We start from the raw sequence: 18,767 nt of genomic DNA on the forward strand, positions 1-18,767 counted from the left end.
TGCCGAACCTTGATTTTTCGATGGAGATGATCCGTGCCCGCCTCACCTGGAAACCACCACATTGATGTCGCGCTGATCGGCGGCGGAATCATGTCCGCGACGCTCGGGGCGTTCATCAAGCAGCTCGAGCCGGACTGGAGCGTGAGCCTGTTCGAGAACCTGGACGAGGCGGGACTCGAGTCCTCCGACCCATGGAACAACGCCGGCACCGGCCACTCCGCCCTCTGCGAGTTGAACTACAGCCCCGCCGCGGCGGACGGGAGCGTGGATCCCGCCAAGGCCATCAAGATCAACGAGCAGTTCCAGGTCTCCCGCCAGTTCTACGCGTTCATGGTAGAGCAGGGTCTGATCGGCGAGCCGCAGAGCTTCATCAACCCGCTGCCGCACATGAGCTTCGTCATCGGCGACGACCATGCGGACTACCTGCGGACCCGTTACGAGGCGCTGCGCGGTCAGCCGCTCTTCGAACGGATCGAGCACACCGAGGACCTCGCGACCATCCGCGAGTGGGCACCGCTCGTGGCCGAGGGCCGCGACGAGTCCCAGCGCGTCGCAGCCTCCCGGGTCGCCTCGGGGACGGACGTCGACTTCGGTGCGCTGACCCGCCAGCTGACCACCCATCTCGGTCAGAGCGGCGTGGACCTCAACTTCGGCCACCGGGTGACCGGCCTGGACCGCGACGGCTCCGGATGGAAGATCTCGGTCAGGAACAACGCGACGGGCGAGAAACGGTCGGTCACGGCGAAGTTCGTCTTCGTCGGCGCCGGCGGTGGCGCGCTGCGCCTCCTGCAGTCCGCCGGCATCCCCGAGATCAAGGGCTTCGGCGGATTCCCCGTCTCCGGCCAGTTCCTGCGCAACACCAGCGAGGCGACGATCGAGCGGCACCACGCCAAGGTGTACGGGCAGGCGTCCGTGGGCGCCCCGCCGATGTCGGTGCCCCACCTGGACACCCGTTTCGTCAACGGCAAGCGGTCGCTGATGTTCGGGCCGTACGCGGGGTTCTCCACCAACTTCCTCAAGACCGGTTCCTACCTGGACCTGCCGCTGTCCATCCGCCCGCACAACATCGTCCCAATGCTGGCGGTCGCCAAGGACAACATGGACCTCACCAAGTACCTGGTCTCGGAGGTCCTCAAGTCGCGCGGCAAGAAGGACGAGGCCCTGCGCGAGTACTACCCCGAGGCGGTCTCCGACGAGTGGGAGCTCATCTCCGCCGGCCAGCGCGTACAGGTCATCAAGAAGGACCCGAAGAAGGCGGGCGTGCTCCAGTTCGGCACCGAGGTCATCACCAGCGCCGACGGGAGCATCTCCGGACTGCTCGGCGCCTCCCCCGGTGCGTCGACGGCTGCTCCGATCATGATCGACCTCCTCCGCCGCTGCTTCCCGCAGCGGTTCGCCGGCTGGGAGTCCAGGCTCACCGAGATCATCCCGAGCTTCGGCCGCAAGCTCAACGAGAACCCGGACCTCCTCGCCGAGGTCACGGAATCCACCGACCGGGTGCTCCAGCTCGGCTGATCACTTCCACGGCGCTCCCCCGGCCTCGCCACGGCCGCGGGAGCGCCGTCGTCGTACCTGGGCCGACGGTCTCCGACCGGTGCGCACCGGTTCTTATATGCAAATGCATATAAATGGGGTAGAGTGGCCATGCCAACGACCACCAAGGAGCAGGCATGCAGATCGGCATCTTCAGCGTCAGCGACATCACCACCGACCCGACCAACGGGACCACGCCCACCGAGCACGAGCGCATCAAGGCGTGGGTCGCGATCGCGAAGAAGGTCGAGGAGATCGGGATGGACGTCTTCGCGGTGGGCGAGCACCACAACCGACCGTTCTTCTCCTCCTCGCCCACCACCACGCTGGCCCACCTCGCCGCCCAGACCGAGCGGATCATCCTCTCGACGGCGACCACACTGATCACGACCAATGACCCGGTGAAGATCGCCGAGGACTTCTCGATGCTCCAGCACCTCTCCGACGGCCGGGTCGACCTGGTCCTGGGCCGGGGGAACACCGCGCCGGTCTACCCGTGGTTCGGGAAGAACATCCAGGACTCCGTGGAGCTGACGGTGGAGAACGTGCACCTGCTGCACCGGCTCTGGAACGAGGACTCGGTCACATGGCAGGGCAAGTTCCGCACGCCGCTGCAGAACTTCACCTCCACGCCGCGACCGCTGGACGACGTCGCGCCGTTCGTCTGGCACGGCTCGATCCGCACGCCCCAAGTCGCCGAGATCGCCGCGTACTACGGCGACGGCTTCTTCGCCAACAACATCTTCTGGCCCAAGGAGCACTACCAGCAGCTCATCGGTCTCTACCGCGAGCGGTTTGAGCACTACGGGCACGGCCGCGCCGACCAGGCCTTCGTGGGCCTCGGCGGCCAGTTCTACATGGCCCGGAACTCGCAGGACGCGGTCCGGGAGTTCCGTCCGTACTTCGACAACGCGCCCGTCTACGGGCACGGCCCGTCGCTGGAGGACTTCACGGCGCAGACGCCGCTGACCGTCGGCAGCCCGCAGGAGGTCATCGAGAAGACGCTCAGCTTCCAGGAGTACTTCGGCGACTACCACCGGCAGCTGTTCCTGGTGGACCACGCCGGCCTGCCGCTGAAGACGGTGCTGAACCAGCTGGACCTGTTCGGGGAGTACGTTCTGCCGGAGTTGCGTGCGGAGTACGCCAAGCGCAAGCCGGCGGACCACCCCGACTCCCCGACCCACGAGACGCTGATGGCCGCCAAGGCCGCCGGGATCAAGCCGGCGATGGCCAAGGCGGCACCGGAGGGCGCGCCGACGGACGCCGCACCCGCCGCAGCCCGGAGTGAGCACAGTGCCTGAGCTCCCGTCCGTCAGGGAGACGGCCCTGGCCTGGGAATCGCTCTTCCGGTGCCAGGTGACGATCATGCGCCGGCTCCAGCAGCTCCCGGAGTTCAAGGAGCTGAGCATGCGCGAGTACGACGTGCTGTTCAACCTCAAGCGGGCTCCGCGCTGCGGCCTGCGCCTCGGCGACCTCAATGAATCGCTGCTGCTCAGCCAGCCCAGCCTGAGCCGGATGATCGACCGGCTCGTGGCACGCGGGCTGGTGGTGCGCCAGCAGGATCCCAGCGACCACCGGGCCATCCTGATCACGCTCACCGAGGCCGGTGCCGAGGTCCAGCGCCGGATCGGCCGGGCCCACGTCCGGCACATCAACGAGGTACTCGGCGGGGCGCTCGACGCGGAGCAGCTCGAGCAGTTGCGCGCGCTGACGACGGCGCTCAGCGAGTCCGTCGCAGCAGAGCAGGACTAGGCCGCGGCCGCAGGGGCCTAGGCCCTCGAGTCGGCGGCGGAGCCGGCGACCGCTTCGACCGCCGCGACGACGGCTCGCGCCGCCTGCGTCAGCTCGGCCTCGCCGACGGCTCGGGTGAAGCTCACGCGGACCGAGGTCAGCGCCACGTCCGGCGCGTACCCCATCGCCAGGAGCACCGGGGACGGCTCGTCAGCGTCCGCGTGGCACGCCGATCCCGACGAGCAGTACACGCCGCGGCGCTCCAGCTCCAGCAGGACCGCCTCGCCGGCGGTCCCCGGGAAGCAGAAGGACACGATGCCGGGGACGCGTCGCGTCGGATGGCCCGTGGCGATGGCCCGCTCCGGTGCCCCCGGCCGGTTCAGCCGCGCCAGCACGGCATCCCGCAGGAAGGAGCCGAAGCCCTCCTGGCCGCCGGCCCGGGAGGCCTCAGCGGCCAGGCGCAGGGCGGTGGCGGTCGCGACGGCGCCAGGGACGTTCTCCGTGCCGCTACGGCGGCCGCGTTCCTGGCCGCCGCCGTGGAGCAGCGGCTCCACGGGCAGCCGGCCGCGGACCATGAGCAGGCCGGCGCCCTTGAGTCCACCGATCTTGTGCCCGGAGACGCTCATCGCGTCGGCGTGCTCGGCGATGCTCCGCAGGTCGAGCCACCCGGCGGCCTGGACCGCATCGGTGTGGAACAGGGCGCCGGCCTCGCGCGCGAGCGCGGAGATCTCCGCGACAGGCTGCACGGTCCCGACCTCGTTGTTCACGGCCATGACCGACACCAGCGCGGTGTCCGGGCGCAGCAGCGCCGCGACCGCGTCCGGGTCGACGCTCCCGGTGCCGTCCACCGGCGCGACCGAGACCTCGAACCCGTGATGCGCCTCGAGGTACCGCAGGGGCTCGCGCACCGACGAGTGCTCCACCGCGCTCGTGACGATGTGCCGTCCACGGGGCGCCACCAGGGCCAGGCCCTTCAGGGCGAGGTTGTTCGCCTCCGTCCCGCCGGAGGTGAAGACGACGTCGCCGGGACGGACCCCGAGGGCCGCGGCCGCCGTCGTGCGCGCGTAGTCCATGGCGCGGGCCGCCGAGCCGCCGAGCTCATGCCGGCTCGACGGGTTGCCGAAGTCGTGGCTGAACAGGGGTCCGACCAGCTCCAGGACCTCGGGCCGGACCGGCGTGGTCGCGGCGGCGTCGAGGTAGATCATGCCGGCTCCGTCCCGTCGGCCCGCACGACGCCCCGGGATTCGAAGTCCAGGCCGAGGTCGAGGGCGCGCACGCTGTGCGTCAGGGCACCGGAGGAGATCACGTCCACGCCGGTGGCCGCGATCGCCGGGACGCGCTCGAGGGTGACCGTCCCCGAGGCCTCGACGGTGCAGCGGCCGGCGACGCGGCGCACGCCCTCGGCGAGGTCCTCCAGCGAGAAGTTGTCCAGCATGACCGTGTCCACCCCGGCCGCGACGACGGGCTCTAGCTGGTCCAGGCGGTCGATCTCCACCTCGAGGTGCTGGGTGTGGCCCAGCCGGGCCCGCAGGTCGCGCAGCGCGGCGGTCAGCTCATCGCCCTCGCCGAGCAGCGCGAGGTGGTTGTCCTTCGCCATGACGGCCTCGGAGAGGTTGTCGCGGTGGTTGAACCCGCCACCGCAGCGCACCGCGTAGCGCTCGAGCACGCGCAGCCCGGGCGTGGTCTTGCGCGTGTCGGCGATGCGGACCGAATGTCCGGAGGCCGCGTCGACCAGGGCTCGTGTCTGCGTGGCGATCCCGCTCATCCGCTGCAGGAGGTTCAGGCCCACGCGCTCGGCGGTCAGGACACCGCGGGCGGGCCCGGTGACGACGGCGAGGCGGGCGCCGGCGGCGAACCGCTCCCCGTCCCGCAGCTCCAACCCGACGCGGAGCCGGTCGTCGGTCAGGCGCATGGCTGCCGCGAACGCGTCCAGTCCCGAGACCACGCCGGGCTCGCGGGCGACGACGGCGGCCGTCGCCTGGGCGTCGGCGGGGATGAGGAGGTCCGCGGTCAGATCCCCGGCGGGCGCGTCCTCCAGGAGGGCTGCGGTGACAATCCGCTCCAGCTGCAGGCGCGGGACCGGCCGGACGGACTCCAGGGCGCCCAGGTCGGCGGCCGTCGCGGCCGCGGCTCGCGTCGGGATGGCGGTATCAGGCATGGGCGAGACGGTCCTCTCGGGTGGCTCCGGCCGGCGTGGCCGGAGCGAAGAACGGGGTGGAAGGCCGAGCCGCGGCGTCGGCGCGGGCATCGCGGCGGTGATGGGCGCCGAGGGATTCGGTGCGACGACGGGCCGCGACGGCGATCCGGTGGGCCACCTGGACGGCGTTGAGCAGCTCGTGCCGGTCGCGGTCCCAGGAGTCGTCGCGCCCGGCGAGGAGTTCGGCCTCCATCGCGGCCAGCCCGGATTCGGCCCGGGCCAGGCCCGCCTCGTCGCGTTCGACGGCGAGGTGGGTGCCGGTGAGCGCGTGCAGCTGCTCCCAGTCGGTCGCGACGCCGCCGAGCAGCCGCGCCGCGGCGGCGGCTCCGCCGGTGGGCCGCCCACCGTCCGGCCGCGCGGCGTCGGCGGCGGGTGCCGCGCTCGCCGCCGGGCCAGAGGCGGCGATGTCAGCCACGGCGCGCCACGCGAAGACGAGGGCCTCGAGCAGCGAATTGGAGGCGAGCCGGTTGGCGCCGTGGACGCCCGTGCAGGCCGTCTCGCCGGCGGCCCAGAGTCCGGGCAGCGCGGTCCGCCCGGCGAGGTCGGTGGGGACGCCGCCCATCCAGTAGTGCTGGGCCTCGGCCACCGGCACGAGGTCGCGCCCGAGGTCCAGCCCGTGCGCGGCCAGCGCGACGGCGATGGTGGGGAAGCGCGCGGCGAGATCTCGGTCCGCGAGGTGCCGGGCGTCGAGGTGGACGACCCCGGTCCGGGCGCGCTCCGCGTGGATGGCGCGGGCGACGACGTCGCGCGGGGCCAGCTCCGCGTCCGGGTGCCGACCGGGCATGAACCGCTCGCCGTGCCCGTTGCGCAGATGCGCCCCCTCGCCGCGGACGGCCTCCGTGATCATGAGCGGCGCGCCGGCCTCCGGGCGCCACAGGGTCGGGTGGAACTGCACGAACTCCGCGTCGGCGAGGTCGAACGGCACGCCCAGCTCCCGGGCGGCGCGCAGGGCCAGCGCGGCGCCGTCCCCGGTGGCGCCGTCGGGGTTGGTGGTGTGCGGGTAGAGGCGGCCGATGCCGCCGGTGGCGAGCAGCACCGCGCCGCGCAGCCCCTGCGGCCCGCCGGGCGAGGCGCCGGTGGGCTCCCCGGCCGGGTCGGCGGTCTCCGTGGTGGCGATGTCCTCCGTGAAGCGCACGCCCACGACGGCGCCGGGGACCGGCGCGGGAGACGCACCGGCGTCGTTCCCGGCGGCCCGGCGGGACGGCCGGGCCCCGGCCTGTTCCACGAGCAGGTCGGTGACGAACGCGTGCTCGCGCAGATCGATCCGGCCCTCCGAGGCCAGGCGGCGGACGACGGCGATCAGCGCCGAGGCGATGCCGCGGCCGGTCGCGTCGCCGCGGTGGTGGAGGATCCGCGGGTGCCGGTGGGCGCCCTCGAGACCGAGGGCGTACCGGGCCGGGTCGGCGGCGTCGCGGTCGAACTCGACCCCGAGGGCAAACAGCCGGGTGCAGTGCTCCCACGCCTCGGCGCACAGGGCCCGCACCGCCTGCTCGTCGCCGGCGAGGGCACCGGCGCGCAGCGTGTCCTCCACGTGGGAGGCGATCGAGTCGCCGGGCGCGGCCAGGGGCGCGGGTGCGACGGCGGCGATGCCGCCCTGCGCGTACCAGGTGTTGGAGTCGCGGAGCCGGTCCTTGGTCAGCAGGGTGACGGGCAGCCCGCGGCCGGCCGCGGCGAGGGCGGCGTACAGGCCGGCGAGTCCGGAGCCGACGACGATCAGCCGGCCCGGACTGCTCGACCGGCGCGGCGGACCCGTGGGGTCGCCGCCCGGTGCGGCGCCCGAGCGTTGCGCCGCGCCGTCGCGCCCTCGGTCGCGGAGGTGGTTCGCAGCCATGGCCGTCAGGGGCGCGCCGCGAGCATGCGCTCGAGCGCGGTCTTGGCCTCGACGGCGGTCGCAGCGTCCACAGTGATGCGGTTGACGATGCGGCCGGCCACCAGCGCCTCCAGGACCCACGCCAGGTACCCCGGGTGGATGCGGTACATGGTGGAGCACGGGCAGATCACCGGGTCCAGGCAGAAGATCGTGTGCTGCGGGTACTCGGCGGCCAGCCGGTTGACCATGTTGATCTCGGTGCCGATCGCGAAGGTGGTCGGCTCCGTGGCAGCGGCGACGGCCTTCCGGATGAAGTCCGTGGAGCCGGCGGCGTCCGCGGCGTCGACCACCTCCATCGGGCACTCCGGGTGGACGATGACGCGGCACCCCGGGTACTCGGCCCGCGCGCCCTCGATCTGGCCGACGGTGAAGCGCTTGTGCACGGAGCAGAACCCGTGCCAGAGGATGACCTGCGCCTCCTGCAGGGCTGCGGCCGTGTTCCCGCCGAGCGGGCGGCGCGGGTTCCACAGCGGCATGGCCTCGAGCGGCACACCCATGGCCTTGGCCGTGTTGCGGCCGAGGTGCTGGTCCGGGAAGAACAGCACCCGGCGGCCACGCTCGAATGCCCACTCAAGGACCGTCGCGGCGTTCGACGACGTGCAGACGATGCCGCCGTGCCGGCCCACGAAGGCCTTCAGCGCGGCCGAGCAGTTCATGTAGGTGACGGGGATGACCGGGGCGCGGCCGTCGTCGTCCTCGTCGGCGTAGAGCTCCATGAGCTGCTCCCAGCACTCCTCGACGGAGGACTCGTCCGCCATGTCGGCCATCGAGCAGCCGGCGGCGAGGTTCGGCAGCACCACGGCCTGGTCCTCGCGGGAGAGGATGTCGGCCGTCTCGGCCATGAAGTGCACGCCGCAGAAGACGATGTACTCGGCGTCGGGCTTGGTCAGCGCGGCGTTGGCGAGCTGGAAGGAGTCGCCGACGAAGTCCGCGTACTGCACCACCTCGTCGCGCTGGTAGAAGTGCCCGAGGACCACGAGGCGATCCCCCAGCGCCTCCTTGGCGGCGCGGATCCGGGCATCGAGCTCGGCGTCCGTGGCGAGCCGGTACTCCTCGGGGATGCCGCCCTGCCGCGGGGTGTCCGCCGGCGCGGCGTCGGCCATGGAGGCGCCCGGACCGTAGGCCGGGGCGCCGCCGTCGAAGTTCCACGGCGACTTCGCCAGGTCCGGCGTGCAGGTGGAGGACGACGCCGCCGCGGTCGGGGCGCTGTCGGTCCCCCGGGCGTCGGGGCGGCGCTCGGGGTCGACGGTGCGGGTGAGTTCCTGGATGGTGACGCTGACGCTGCTCATGACTGGACCTTCGATGCGATGGCGGACGATGCGGTGGAGGACGATGCGGTGGCTGGTTCCTGCCCGGCGGCGGCAGGCGACCCCGGGGCCGGGGCGGCCGGTGGGGCCGGTGGGGCCGGGGCGGGCGCTGGGGAGGGCTCGGCCGGCGGGGCCTCCCCGTCGGGGTCGGCGTACCGGTAGAGCTTGGGCGGTCGGTGCTTGACGCCCTGGAGGTACTCGCCGGTGTCGACGAGGTCGGGCGAACCGCGGAGCTGGCGGCGGAAGTTCGCCGGATCGAGGGGGCGCCCGAGGATGGCCTGGTGGACCTCGTGGATCTGGGCGAGCGTGAACCGGTCGCCCAGCAGACGGTGCGCGATCTTCCCGTAGGCCACCTTGTTCCGCAGGCGTTCCAGGGCGTACGCGACGATCTGCGAGTGGTCGAACGCGAGGTTCCGGGCGGCCTCCTCCGAGTCCGCGGGGAACCAGGAGACGTGGGGGTCGTCGACGAGCGTGGAGTTCGCGCCGCCGGCCGGATCGGCGTCGGCGTCGCGCACCAGCGCCCAGTAGGCGATGGTGACGACGCGCTGGGCCGGCGAGCGGTCGACGCCGCCGAAGGTGTAGAGCTGCTCCAGGTAGCGCGGGACGAGTCCCGTGGTGCTGCGCAGGTGCTCTGCGGCGGCCTCCTGGAGCGACTGCTGGGGCAGCAGGGGGCCGCCCGGCAGCGCCCACTGGCCCCGGTACGGCTGGCGGGTCCGGCGCACGAGCGGGATCCAGAGCCGCAGCCCCTCGCCGGACCGCGACTCGGAGCCGGCCCGGCCGTCGTCCGGCCGGGCCCGGCGCAGCGAGAAGATGACCGTGGACACGGCGATCTGCGGGCTGGCCGCAGCCCGCTCGCTGACGTTCATGAATTCCACCACGGGGTCCTCGCTCGATCGGCGAACAGTTAATGTCAGAGTGACTATAACTGAGTGTACGCGCCGGTCGGGCCGGCCCCGTCCACTGTTACGGGCCCGGTGCATCCCGGGCCGCGACGCGGACAGGCTCCCGCTACTGCGGTCCCGTCCTCCCGGGACCGCCGACTCCGGCCGCGGCGCGAACCAGCGGCAGGGCCCGCGGCGGGATGAGGGAGTTCAGGACCACGACGGTCGAGGAGCGGACCACCGTGCCCGTGGCGATCACGGCGTCCAGCACCCGCTGCAGATCCGCGTTCGAGCGCGCGACCACGCAGGCCAGCAGGTCGAACTCCCCAGAGACGGTGTGCAGCTCCAGCACCTCCGGCACCCCGGAGAGCGCCTCGGCCACGGCGTCGTGCCCGCTGTCCTGGTGGATGGCCAGGGAGCAGTACGCGCGCACCGGATAGCCGATCCCCTCGGCCGAGAGGTGCGGTCCCCAGCCGGTGACGACTCCGCGGGCCGCGAGCCGGTCGAGCCTCGCCTGCACGGTGGCGCGGGCGATCCCCAGTGTGCGCGAGGCCTCGAGGACCGACATCTTGGGATCGGAACTGAAGATCTCGATGATCCGTGCATCGACTTCGTCGACCATGCCGCCTCCGTTTCGAGAGTAGTCAAACTGTTCATTAGACGCACCTTATCGTGGCACACTTTGCACAACTTGCCAGATGCTGCAACCGCAGATTGCCTCGATCCTCCGAGGTGCCTAGGGTCACATCAACCAAGGAAAGGAGCGGCGTCATGAGCGTGACCGCCACCCCTGCGGCGACCGGGGCCCTGGAGCTCGACCCGCAGCGTCTGCAGGCCGACGAGCTCAAGCGGCTCCTCGCCCAGATGATCACCGTCCGCCACCTGGACACGTCCGCCATCGCCTGGCAGCGCCAGGGCATCATCCCCGGCTACGCCCCCATGCAGGGCCAGGAGGCCGCGCAGGTCGGCAGCATCGCCGCCCTGGACATGACGCGCGACTTCGTCTTCCCGACCTACCGCGAGATGGGCGCGGCCTATGCGGCCGGCGTCGACATGGCCGAGTACATGGCGACCCACAAGGCCACCTGGAACGGCGGCCTTCACGACCCGGTGAAGTACCGTTTCACCCCCATCCAGACGGTGATCGCCGGCTCGGCGCTGCACGCCGTCGGCTGGGCCCACGGCCAGCGCCTGGACGCCCTCCGCGAGGGCCGCGAGCAGACGGATCTGCCCGCCTCCCTGATCTACCTCGGCGACGGCGCGTCCTCGCAGGGCGACATCCACGAGGCCATGAACTTCGCCGGCGTCTTCAAGACGCCCACCGTCTTCTTCGTGCAGAACAACGGGTGGGCCATCTCCGTGCCGACCGAGCACCAGGTCGCCGGCGGCTCGGTGGCCGCCCGCGGCGCGGGCTACGGGCTGCCCTCCGTGGCGGTGGACGGGAACGACGTCGAGGCCGTCGTCCGCGCGGCCCGGGCGGCCGTGGCGCACGCCCGCTCGGGCGCCGGAGCCGTCGTCGTGGAGGCGTTCACCTACCGGCGCGGCCCGCACTCGACGTCGGACGATCCCGGCCGCTACCGGTCGCTCGAGGACGAGCGGCGCGACGCCGGACCGGACCCGATCGAGCGGCTCGCCGAGCGGCTGATCGCCGCGGACGAACTCACCGAGTCCGAGGTGCGGGAGCTCTGGGCGGACGCCGCCGCGTTCGAGGAGCGCACCCGCGAGGCCGTCGCCGCGCAGGGCCCGCGCCCCGGCGCGGAGATGTTCGAGTACGTGTACCAGGAGACCACGCCCGTCCTGCAGCAGCAGGCGGCCCAGTGGCGCGAGGAGTCCGACCATGCCTGAGGCGACCATGACCGCGAACACCGGAGCAGTCCGGACGGGGACGCAGGAGCTCTCGCTGAACAAGGCCATCAACGCGGCCCTCGCCGACGCGCTGGAGGAGAACCCGCGCGCGTTGGTGCTGGGCGAGGACGTGGGCCGGCTCGGCGGCGTCTTCCGCATCACCGACGGGCTCCAGGAGCGCTTCGGCGCCGAGCGCGTCTTCGACACCCCGCTGGCGGAGTCCGGCATCCTCGGCATGTCCGTGGGGCTGGCGATGGCCGGCTACCACCCGATCCCCGAGGTCCAGTTCGACGGGTTCACCTACCCGGCCGTGAACCAGATCGTCACGCAGATCGCGCGCATGAACTTCCGCACCCGCGGCGCCCTGCCGATGCCGATCACGCTGCGCATGCCGAGCTTCGGCGGCATCCAGTCCCCCGAGCTGCACTCGGAATCGCTGGAGTGGCTGTTCGCGCACGTCGCCGGGCTCAAGGTGGTCTCGCCGTCGAACCCGCACCAGGCGTACCACCTGCTGCGCCACGCGGCGACGATGCCGGACCCGGTGGTCTTCATGGAGCCGAAGTCCCGCTACTGGCAGAAGGGCAGCGTCGACTTCGACACCCCCGGCGACCTGACCGGCTCGGTCGTGGCCCGCGAGGGTCGGCACCTGACCCTCGTGGCCTGGGGCGCGATGGTCTCCCGCTGCCTGCAGGTGGCGGACATGGCCGCCGAGGACGGGGTGGAGGTCGAGGTCTTGGACCTGCGCTGGCTCAAGCCCATCGACGCCGAGGGACTGGCGAGATCCGTCGCCAGGACCCGCCGCGCCGTCGTCGTCCACGAGGCACCGAAGAGCGCCGGGCTCGGCGCCGAGGTGGCCCAGCTGATCACCGAGCACTGCTTCGGCACCCTGAAGGCGCCGGTGGAGCGCGTCACCGGATTCGACGTCCCCTTCCCCTCCGGCAGCCTGGAGAACGAGTACCTGCCCAACGCCGACCGCATCCTCTTCGGCATTCAACGAGTATTGGAGTACCGCCGTGGCTGAAATCTCCTTCCCGCTGCCCGACCTGGGCGAGGGCCTGATCGAGGCGACCGTGCTGGAGTGGCTGGTCGCCGAGGGCGACCAGGTCGAGCGCAACCAGCCGATGGTCGAGGTCGAGACCACCAAGAGCTCGCTGGAGCTGCCGAGCCCGCAGGCCGGGACCGTCGTGCGCACGCACGGCGAGCCGGGCGACACGATCAACGTCGGCGACCCGCTGATCGTCTTCGAGGTCCCCGACGACACCGCGGGCATCGTGGGCACCGTGCCGAAGGACGAGGCGCCCAAGCGCCGCGTGCGGCTCAGCGCCAACCTCGACGACGACTGAGGCCGGCCGTGACCGACGTCCCGCACCTGACCGCCCACCTCTTCGCGCCCGAGGGCGCCGAGACGGGCCGGCCCGTCCTGCTCATCCACGGGTTCGCCTCGTCCACCGAGCTCAACTGGGTCACCACCGGCTGGGTGAAGTACATGAACTACGCCGGCCGCCGGGTCGTCGCCGTCGACCTGCCCGGGCACGGGCAGACACCGTTGCCCGGTTCGGATGACGGCAGCGCCGAGGCGCCGGTGCCGAGCCTGCTCCGCGCCGGCATCCGGCAGGCGGCCCTCGAGGCCCTGGGACACGCCGGCGACCTCGCGGGCGCCGGGCCAGGCGATCGCACCGAGGCGACCGACGGGCTGGTCGACGTCGTCGGATACTCCTTCGGAGCACGCCTGGCCTGGGGCCTGGCCGCGGACTATCCAGAGCTGGTCCACCGACTCTGCCTCGGGGGTGCCGCCGCCACGGACCCGCTCGCCGACTTCGACGTGCCCGAGGCTCGCGCGGTGCTCGCGAGCGGAGACGAAACGGAGCACATGACCGACCCGATGTCGGACGCGCTGCTGCAGATGGCGCAGCTGGTGCCGAGCAACGACGTCGACGCCCTGCTGCAGGTGATCGAGGCGGTGGGCGCCGAGCCATTCGTGCCCGGGGAGTCAGTCCCGCAGCAGCCCGTCCTCCTGGTCGCCGGGCAACGGGACGAGCTCGCCGAGACCATGCCGCGCCTGACCGAGTTGGCGCGCGTCGCAGGCGGGGCCGAGGAACTCTGGCTGCCGGCGCGCACGCACTCGAACGCGGTGACCTCGCGCGCCTTCAAGCAGGCGGCGCTTGAGCACTTCGCGTCCTAGCTGGACCTGGCAGAACACCCGGCAGGACACCCGCCAGGCAGAACCCGAAAGCCGCCTGCGCGACTGCGCGTGGGCGACCTCGCCGTCTCCGCGGCCAGGGCGTGCAGCAGTCGGCCATGCGTGGAGGACCACGGGCAGGCCCCGCCAATCCCCGTGACACAGGCCACTATTATCGTATACGATTTCGTACATCCGATCCGTACTCATCGAGCCCCGGGAGCAGATCTTGACGAACGACCATGGGAACGACACCGCAGCGGCCGCCCAGGCGAACCCCTCCGGCGAGCGCCCGGCCGACCAGCCCTTCCTCGACTCGGTCGGCAAGGTCCTGGCCGTCCACCTCTCCTACCGGTCGCGAGCCGAGCAGCGCGGCCGCACGCCGAAGTTCCCGTCCTACTTCATGAAGGCTGCCTCCTCCCTGGCCCCGAGCGGCGGCACCGTGGAGCGCCCGGCCGGTACGGAGCTGCTGGCCTTCGAGGGCGAGATCGCCCTGGTCATCGGCACGCGCGCACGGCGCGTCTCCCCCGAGGCCGGCTGGTCCCACGTGGGCTGGGTGACCGCCAGCAACGACCTCGGCCTGTACGACATCAAGTACGCGGACAAGGGATCGAACGTCCGCTCCAAGTCCGGCGACGGCTTCACCCCGCTCGGCCCGGCCCTGCTCCCGGCCGACGCGGTCGACCCGCAGCGGCTGCGGATCCGCACCCGGGTCAACGGGGAGATCGTCCAGGATGCCACCACCGAGGAGCTCCTGTTCGAGTTCGGCCAGATCGTCGCGGATCTCTCGCAGCAGATGACCCTCCTGCCCGGCGACGTCATCCTCACGGGCACCCCGGCGGGCTCGTCCGTCGTCGTGCCAGGCGACGTGGTGGAGGTGGAGGTCGACGACGTCGCCTCCGGCCGCACGACCGGCCCGCTGGCAACGACCGTGGTCCAGGGCGAGGCGGGCTTCGCCGCCTTCGGAAACCCGCCCCGGATCACCGACGCCGACCGGGTCGACGCCTACGGCACGGCGGAGGCCGCCGGCGTCGAGCCGGCACCCACGGGCCGCGAGGTCCTCACGGACGAGGTCCGGGAGAAGCTGCGCTCCGTGGCCACGGCGACGATCTCCGGCGCCCTGCGCAAGCGCGGGCTGAACAACGTGGCGATCGAGGGCCTCACCGCGACGAAGGGCACGCGCAAGGTCATCGGCGTCGCCCGCACCCTGCGCTACGTGCCCAACCGCGAGGACCTCTTCACGGCCCGCGGCGGCGGCTACAACGCGCAGAAGCAGGCGATGGACTCGCTGAAGCCGGGCGAGATCCTGGTGATGGAGGCCCGCGGCGAGCAGGGTTCGGCCACCCTCGGCGACATCCTCGCGATGCGCAGCCAGGTGCTCGGCGCGGAGGCGATCATCACCGACGGCGCCGTGCGGGACCTCTCGGCGGTGGAGGACGCCGACCTGCCGGTCTTCCACAATGGGGCGCACCCGGCCGTCCTCGGCCGCAAGCACGTCCCCTGGAGCGTCGACGAGACCATCGGCTGCGGCGGCACCACCGTCCAGCCCGGGGATGTGATCGTCGGCGACTCCGACGGCATCCTCGTGATCCCGCCGGCCCTCGTCGCGGAACTCGCCGACGAGGTCGTGGAGCAGGAGCGCCGCGACGCGTTCGTCCTCGAGCACGTCAAGCGGGGCCACGCGATCGACGGTCTCTTCCCCATGAACCAGGAGTGGCTGGACAAGTACCGCACCTGGGTCGACGCCGGAGCGGACCTTGGCGCCCTCTAAATCGGAGCAGGCGTACGAACTGATCCAGGACAAGATCGTCTCCGGGGCCTACTCCCCCGGCTACCGGCTCGTCCTGGGCAGCATCGCCGCCGAGCTCGGCTGCTCCACGGTCCCCGTCCGGGAGGCCATCCGCCGGCTCGAGGCCGAGGGCCTCGTCGCCTTCGAGCGCAACGTCGGGGCGACCGTGGCGAACGTCGACGCGACGCTCTACCTGCACACGCTCCAGACGCTCTCAGTCCTCGAGGGCGCCGCGACGGCGCTGGCGGCACCGCTGCTCGACGCCGACGACCTCACCGAGGCCCGCCGGATCAACCGCGACATGGAATCCTGCCTCCAGGCCTTCGACCCGCAGCGGTTCTCCCGGCTGAATGTGGCTTTCCATGAGCGGCTCTACGGCCTCTGCCCGAACCCCCACATCCTGGACCTGGTCCAACGGGGCTGGAACCGCATGCGGGCCATGCGCTCCTCGACGTTCTCCACCGTGCCCGGCCGGGCGCGGGAGTCGGTCGCCGAGCACGACGGACTGCTCGACCTGCTGGAAGCGGGGACGCCGGTCCACGCCATCGAGGCGGCCGCGCGCGACCACCGCACCAACACGCTCAACGCGTACCTCGCGGTCGCCGGCCTCCCGCCGTCGCCGCTGTACCTGCCACTGCCCGACGCGACACCCCACGACGCAGACACCACGGACCCCACACCCGATCCCGCCCTGCGCGGACGAAAGGACACCCCATGAGCCAGCACTTCGTCCCCGACGCCCTCCCGACCCGCCTGCAGCACTACATCGGCGGCGAGTTCGTCGACTCGGTCGGCGGCGAGACCTTCGAAGTCCTCGACCCGGTGACCAACCAGCCCTACGCCACCGCCGCGTCCGGCCAGAAGGCCGACGTCGACGCCGCCGTCGCCGCTGCCCGCCAGGCCTTCGCTCACGGCCCCTGGCCGCGCATGAAGGCCCGCGAGCGCGCCAACGTGCTGTACCGGATCGCCGACGCCGTCGTCGAGCAGGAGGACCGCCTGGCCGAGCTCGAGACGTTCGACACCGGCCTGCCGATCACCCAGGCCCGCGGCCAGGCCAAGCGCGCCGCCGAGAACTTCCGCTTCTTCGCCGACCTGATCGTCGCCCAGCACGACAACGCCTTCAAGGTCCCCGGGGCGCAGGTCAACTATGTCAACCGCAAGCCGATCGGCGTCGCCGGACTCATCACCCCGTGGAACACGCCCTTCATGCTGGAGTCCTGGAAGCTCGCCCCGTCCATCGCCTCGGGCTGCACCGTGGTCCTCAAGCCGGCCGAGTTCACGCCGCTCTCCGCGTCCCTGTGGGCGGCCATCTTCAAGGAGGCCGGCCTGCCCGACGGCGTGTTCAATCTGGTCAACGGACTCGGCGAGACGGCCGGCGACTCCCTGGTCAAGCACCCGGACGTCCCACTGATCTCCTTCACGGGCGAGTCGTCCACCGGGCAGACCATCTTCCGCAACTGTGCGGAGGGCCTGAAGGGCATGTCGATGGAGCTCGGCGGCAAGTCGCCGGCGATCGTCTTCGCCGACGCGGACTTCGACGCCGCGATCGACTCCACGCTGTTCGGCGTCTTCTCCCTCAACGGCGAGCGCTGCACGGCCGGCAGCCGGATCCTGGTCCAGCGGGACATCTACGACCGTTTCTGCGCGGTCTACGCGGAGCGCGCCCGCAACATCAAGGTCGGGGATCCGCACGACCCGCAGACGCAGGTCGGCGCGCTCGTCCATCCGGAGCACTACGACAAGGTCATGGGCTATGTGGAGCTCGGCAAGTCCGAGGGCCGGCTGCTCGCCGGCGGAGGCCGCCCGGAGCACCTGCCCGCGGGCCAGGAGAACGGCTCCTACGTGGCGCCGACCGTCTTCGCCGACGTCGCCCCGGACGCGCGCATCTTCCAGGAGGAGATCTTCGGCCCCGTCGTCGCGATCACGCCCTTCGACACGGACGAGGAGGCGCTCGAACTGGCGAACGGCACCAAGTACGGGCTCGCCGCGTACGTGTGGACCTCGGACCTGAAGCGCGCCCACAACTTCGCCCAGGACGTCGAGGCAGGCATGGTCTGGCTCAACAGCCACAACGTCCGCGACCTGCGGAGCCCGTTCGGCGGCGTGAAGGCCTCCGGTCTCGGCCACGAGGGAGGCTACCGCTCCATCGACTTCTACACCGACCAGCAGGCCGTGCACATCACCCTCGGCGACGTCCACACCCCCAAGTTCGGGTCCCTGGACGACGCCGCGAAGCTCGACGGCTGACCCGACCACCCCACCCTCCCGACGGCGGCACGCAGCGCCGCGTGCCGCCGTCGTACCCGCCCCAGGAGACAGACATGACCGAGAAGACCGCCTCCCACGAGATCCCCCGGCCCACCGCGCCGGCGCCGGACATCCTCCGCTGCGCCTACATGGAGCTGGTGGTGACCGACCTGGCGAGGTCCCGCGACTTCTACGTGGACCTGCTGGGCCTGCACGTCACCCACGAGGACGACGAGCAGATCTACCTGCGCTCCTTCGAGGAGTTCATCCACCACAACCTGGTCCTGACCAAGGGCCCGGTCGCGGCCGCGAAGGCGTTCGCCTACCGCGTCCGCACCCCCGAGGACGTGGACCGCGCCGAGGCTTACTACCGTGAGCTCGGCTGCCGGACCGAGCGCCGGAGCGAGGGGTTCGTTCGCGGCATCGGCGACTCCGTGCGCGTCGAGGACCCGCTGGGCTTTCCCTACGAGTTCTTCCACGAGGTCGAGCACGTGGAGCGCCTGCACATGCGCTACGACCTCTACTCGGCCGGCGAACTGGTGCGCCTGGACCACTTCAACCAGGTCACCCCCGACGTCCCCCGGGGCCGGAAGTACCTGGAGGACCTCGGCTTCCGCGTCACCGAGGACATCAAGGACGCCGAGGGCACCACCTACGCCGCCTGGATGCACCGCAAGGGCACCGTGCACGACACCGCACTGACCGGCGGCAACGGACCGCGACTGCACCACGTCGCCTTCTCCACGCACGAGAAGCACAACATCATCCAGATCTGCGACAAGATGGGCGCCCTGCGGCTCTCCGACCGGATCGAGCGCGGTCCGGGTCGCCACGGCGTCTCCAACGCGTTCTACCTGTACATCCTGGATCCGGACGGCCACCGCATCGAGATCTACACGCAGGACTACTACACCGGCGACCCGGACAACCCGGTCATCACGTGGGACGTCCACGACAACCAGCGCCGCGACTGGTGGGGGAACCCGGTGGTGCCGTCCTGGTACACCGAGGCCTCCCCGGTCCTGGACCTGGACGGGAACCCGCAGGAGGTCGTCGAGCGCACCGACAGCTCGGAGATGGCCGTGACGGTCGGCGCCGACGGCTTCTCCTACACGCGCGAGCAGGACGAGGACGGGACGTACCGCGGAGAGGCCTCCAAGGGGTTCAAGCTCGGCAACCAGGTCTGAG

At 71.7% G+C, this 18,767-nt stretch carries 17 protein-coding genes; 11 read left to right on the forward strand and 6 right to left on the reverse strand.

What is annotated here, in order from left to right; all coding sequences use genetic code 11:
• The first annotated feature begins 33 nt into the window (after positions 1–33).
• The 3 genes from RIN46_RS13115 to RIN46_RS13125 all read left to right on the forward strand — a co-directional run bounded on the left by RIN46_RS13115 (position 34) and on the right by RIN46_RS13125 (position 3,285).
• Positions 34–1,515 carry a malate:quinone oxidoreductase gene (locus RIN46_RS13115; RefSeq protein ID WP_309081961.1) on the forward strand — a complete coding sequence of 494 codons (1,482 nt, stop codon included), beginning with the start codon at positions 34–36 and terminating at the stop codon, positions 1,513–1,515.
• Positions 1,516–1,670: 155 nt separating this feature from the next.
• The gene (locus tag RIN46_RS13120; RefSeq protein ID WP_309081962.1) at positions 1,671–2,834 is read left to right on the forward strand and encodes an LLM class flavin-dependent oxidoreductase; all 1,164 of its coding nucleotides are present in this window, start codon (positions 1,671–1,673) and stop codon (positions 2,832–2,834) included.
• Positions 2,827–3,285, forward strand: coding sequence for a MarR family winged helix-turn-helix transcriptional regulator (locus tag RIN46_RS13125; protein WP_309081963.1), 459 nt, complete (start codon positions 2,827–2,829; stop codon positions 3,283–3,285). Before RIN46_RS13120 ends, RIN46_RS13125 begins: the two co-directional genes overlap by 8 nt.
• A gap of 17 nt (positions 3,286–3,302) precedes the next feature.
• Here RIN46_RS13125 and RIN46_RS13130 read toward each other — a convergent pair whose 3' ends face one another.
• The 6 genes from RIN46_RS13130 to RIN46_RS13155 form a co-directional block, all read right to left on the reverse strand.
• Positions 3,303–4,469, reverse strand: coding sequence for a cysteine desulfurase family protein (locus RIN46_RS13130; RefSeq protein WP_309081964.1), 1,167 nt, complete (start codon positions 4,467–4,469; stop codon positions 3,303–3,305).
• The gene (nadC, locus tag RIN46_RS13135; RefSeq protein ID WP_309081965.1) at positions 4,466–5,422 is read right to left on the reverse strand and encodes a carboxylating nicotinate-nucleotide diphosphorylase; all 957 of its coding nucleotides are present in this window, start codon (positions 5,420–5,422) and stop codon (positions 4,466–4,468) included. The genes RIN46_RS13130 and nadC overlap by 4 nt, the downstream gene beginning before the upstream one ends.
• Positions 5,415–7,292, reverse strand: a complete 1,878-nt coding sequence (locus RIN46_RS13140) for an FAD-binding protein (protein WP_309081966.1) — start codon at positions 7,290–7,292, stop codon at positions 5,415–5,417. Before RIN46_RS13140 ends, nadC begins: the two co-directional genes overlap by 8 nt.
• 5 nt (positions 7,293–7,297) lie before the next feature.
• The gene (gene nadA, locus RIN46_RS13145; protein ID WP_309081967.1) at positions 7,298–8,620 is read right to left on the reverse strand and encodes a quinolinate synthase NadA; all 1,323 of its coding nucleotides are present in this window, start codon (positions 8,618–8,620) and stop codon (positions 7,298–7,300) included.
• A complete protein-coding gene (locus RIN46_RS13150) occupies positions 8,617–9,504 on the reverse strand; it encodes an NUDIX domain-containing protein (protein WP_309081986.1) in 888 nt (295 codons plus the stop codon). The genes nadA and RIN46_RS13150 overlap by 4 nt, the downstream gene beginning before the upstream one ends.
• Positions 9,505–9,646: 142 nt before the next feature.
• Entirely contained in the window at positions 9,647–10,141 is a 495-nt protein-coding gene (locus RIN46_RS13155) for an Lrp/AsnC family transcriptional regulator (RefSeq protein ID WP_309081968.1), read from the reverse strand.
• 149 nt (positions 10,142–10,290) lie between these two features.
• Here RIN46_RS13155 and RIN46_RS13160 point away from each other — a divergent pair, with 149 nt between their 5' ends.
• The 8 genes from RIN46_RS13160 (at position 10,291) to hpaD (ending at position 18,766) form a co-directional block, all read left to right on the forward strand.
• Complete coding sequence (locus tag RIN46_RS13160) at positions 10,291–11,364, forward strand: thiamine pyrophosphate-dependent enzyme (RefSeq protein WP_375141888.1); 1,074 nt, start codon at positions 10,291–10,293, stop codon at positions 11,362–11,364.
• A 7-nt stretch (positions 11,365–11,371) separates the two neighbouring features.
• Positions 11,372–12,385, forward strand: coding sequence for an alpha-ketoacid dehydrogenase subunit beta (locus RIN46_RS13165; RefSeq protein WP_375141889.1), 1,014 nt, complete (start codon positions 11,372–11,374; stop codon positions 12,383–12,385).
• A complete protein-coding gene (locus RIN46_RS13170; RefSeq protein ID WP_309081970.1) occupies positions 12,378–12,707 on the forward strand; it encodes a biotin/lipoyl-containing protein in 330 nt (109 codons plus the stop codon). Before RIN46_RS13165 ends, RIN46_RS13170 begins: the two co-directional genes overlap by 8 nt.
• Positions 12,708–12,715: 8 nt before the next feature.
• The gene (locus tag RIN46_RS13175; RefSeq protein ID WP_309081971.1) at positions 12,716–13,546 is read left to right on the forward strand and encodes an alpha/beta fold hydrolase; all 831 of its coding nucleotides are present in this window, start codon (positions 12,716–12,718) and stop codon (positions 13,544–13,546) included.
• 328 nt (positions 13,547–13,874) lie between these two features.
• On the forward strand, positions 13,875–15,314 hold the full coding sequence (locus tag RIN46_RS13180; protein WP_375141890.1) for a fumarylacetoacetate hydrolase family protein: 1,440 nt from the start codon (positions 13,875–13,877) through the stop codon (positions 15,312–15,314).
• On the forward strand, positions 15,301–16,050 hold the full coding sequence (locus RIN46_RS13185; protein WP_309081973.1) for a GntR family transcriptional regulator: 750 nt from the start codon (positions 15,301–15,303) through the stop codon (positions 16,048–16,050). Before RIN46_RS13180 ends, RIN46_RS13185 begins: the two co-directional genes overlap by 14 nt.
• The gene (gene hpaE, locus RIN46_RS13190) at positions 16,047–17,579 is read left to right on the forward strand and encodes a 5-carboxymethyl-2-hydroxymuconate semialdehyde dehydrogenase (protein WP_309081974.1); all 1,533 of its coding nucleotides are present in this window, start codon (positions 16,047–16,049) and stop codon (positions 17,577–17,579) included. Before RIN46_RS13185 ends, hpaE begins: the two co-directional genes overlap by 4 nt.
• A gap of 74 nt (positions 17,580–17,653) precedes the next feature.
• A complete protein-coding gene (gene hpaD, locus RIN46_RS13195) occupies positions 17,654–18,766 on the forward strand; it encodes a 3,4-dihydroxyphenylacetate 2,3-dioxygenase (protein ID WP_309081975.1) in 1,113 nt (370 codons plus the stop codon).
• Position 18,767 lies beyond the last annotated feature (1 nt).

The sequence above is a fragment of the Zhihengliuella sp. genome (assembly GCF_031178195.1).
Lineage (GTDB): Bacteria > Actinomycetota > Actinomycetes > Actinomycetales > Micrococcaceae > Zhihengliuella.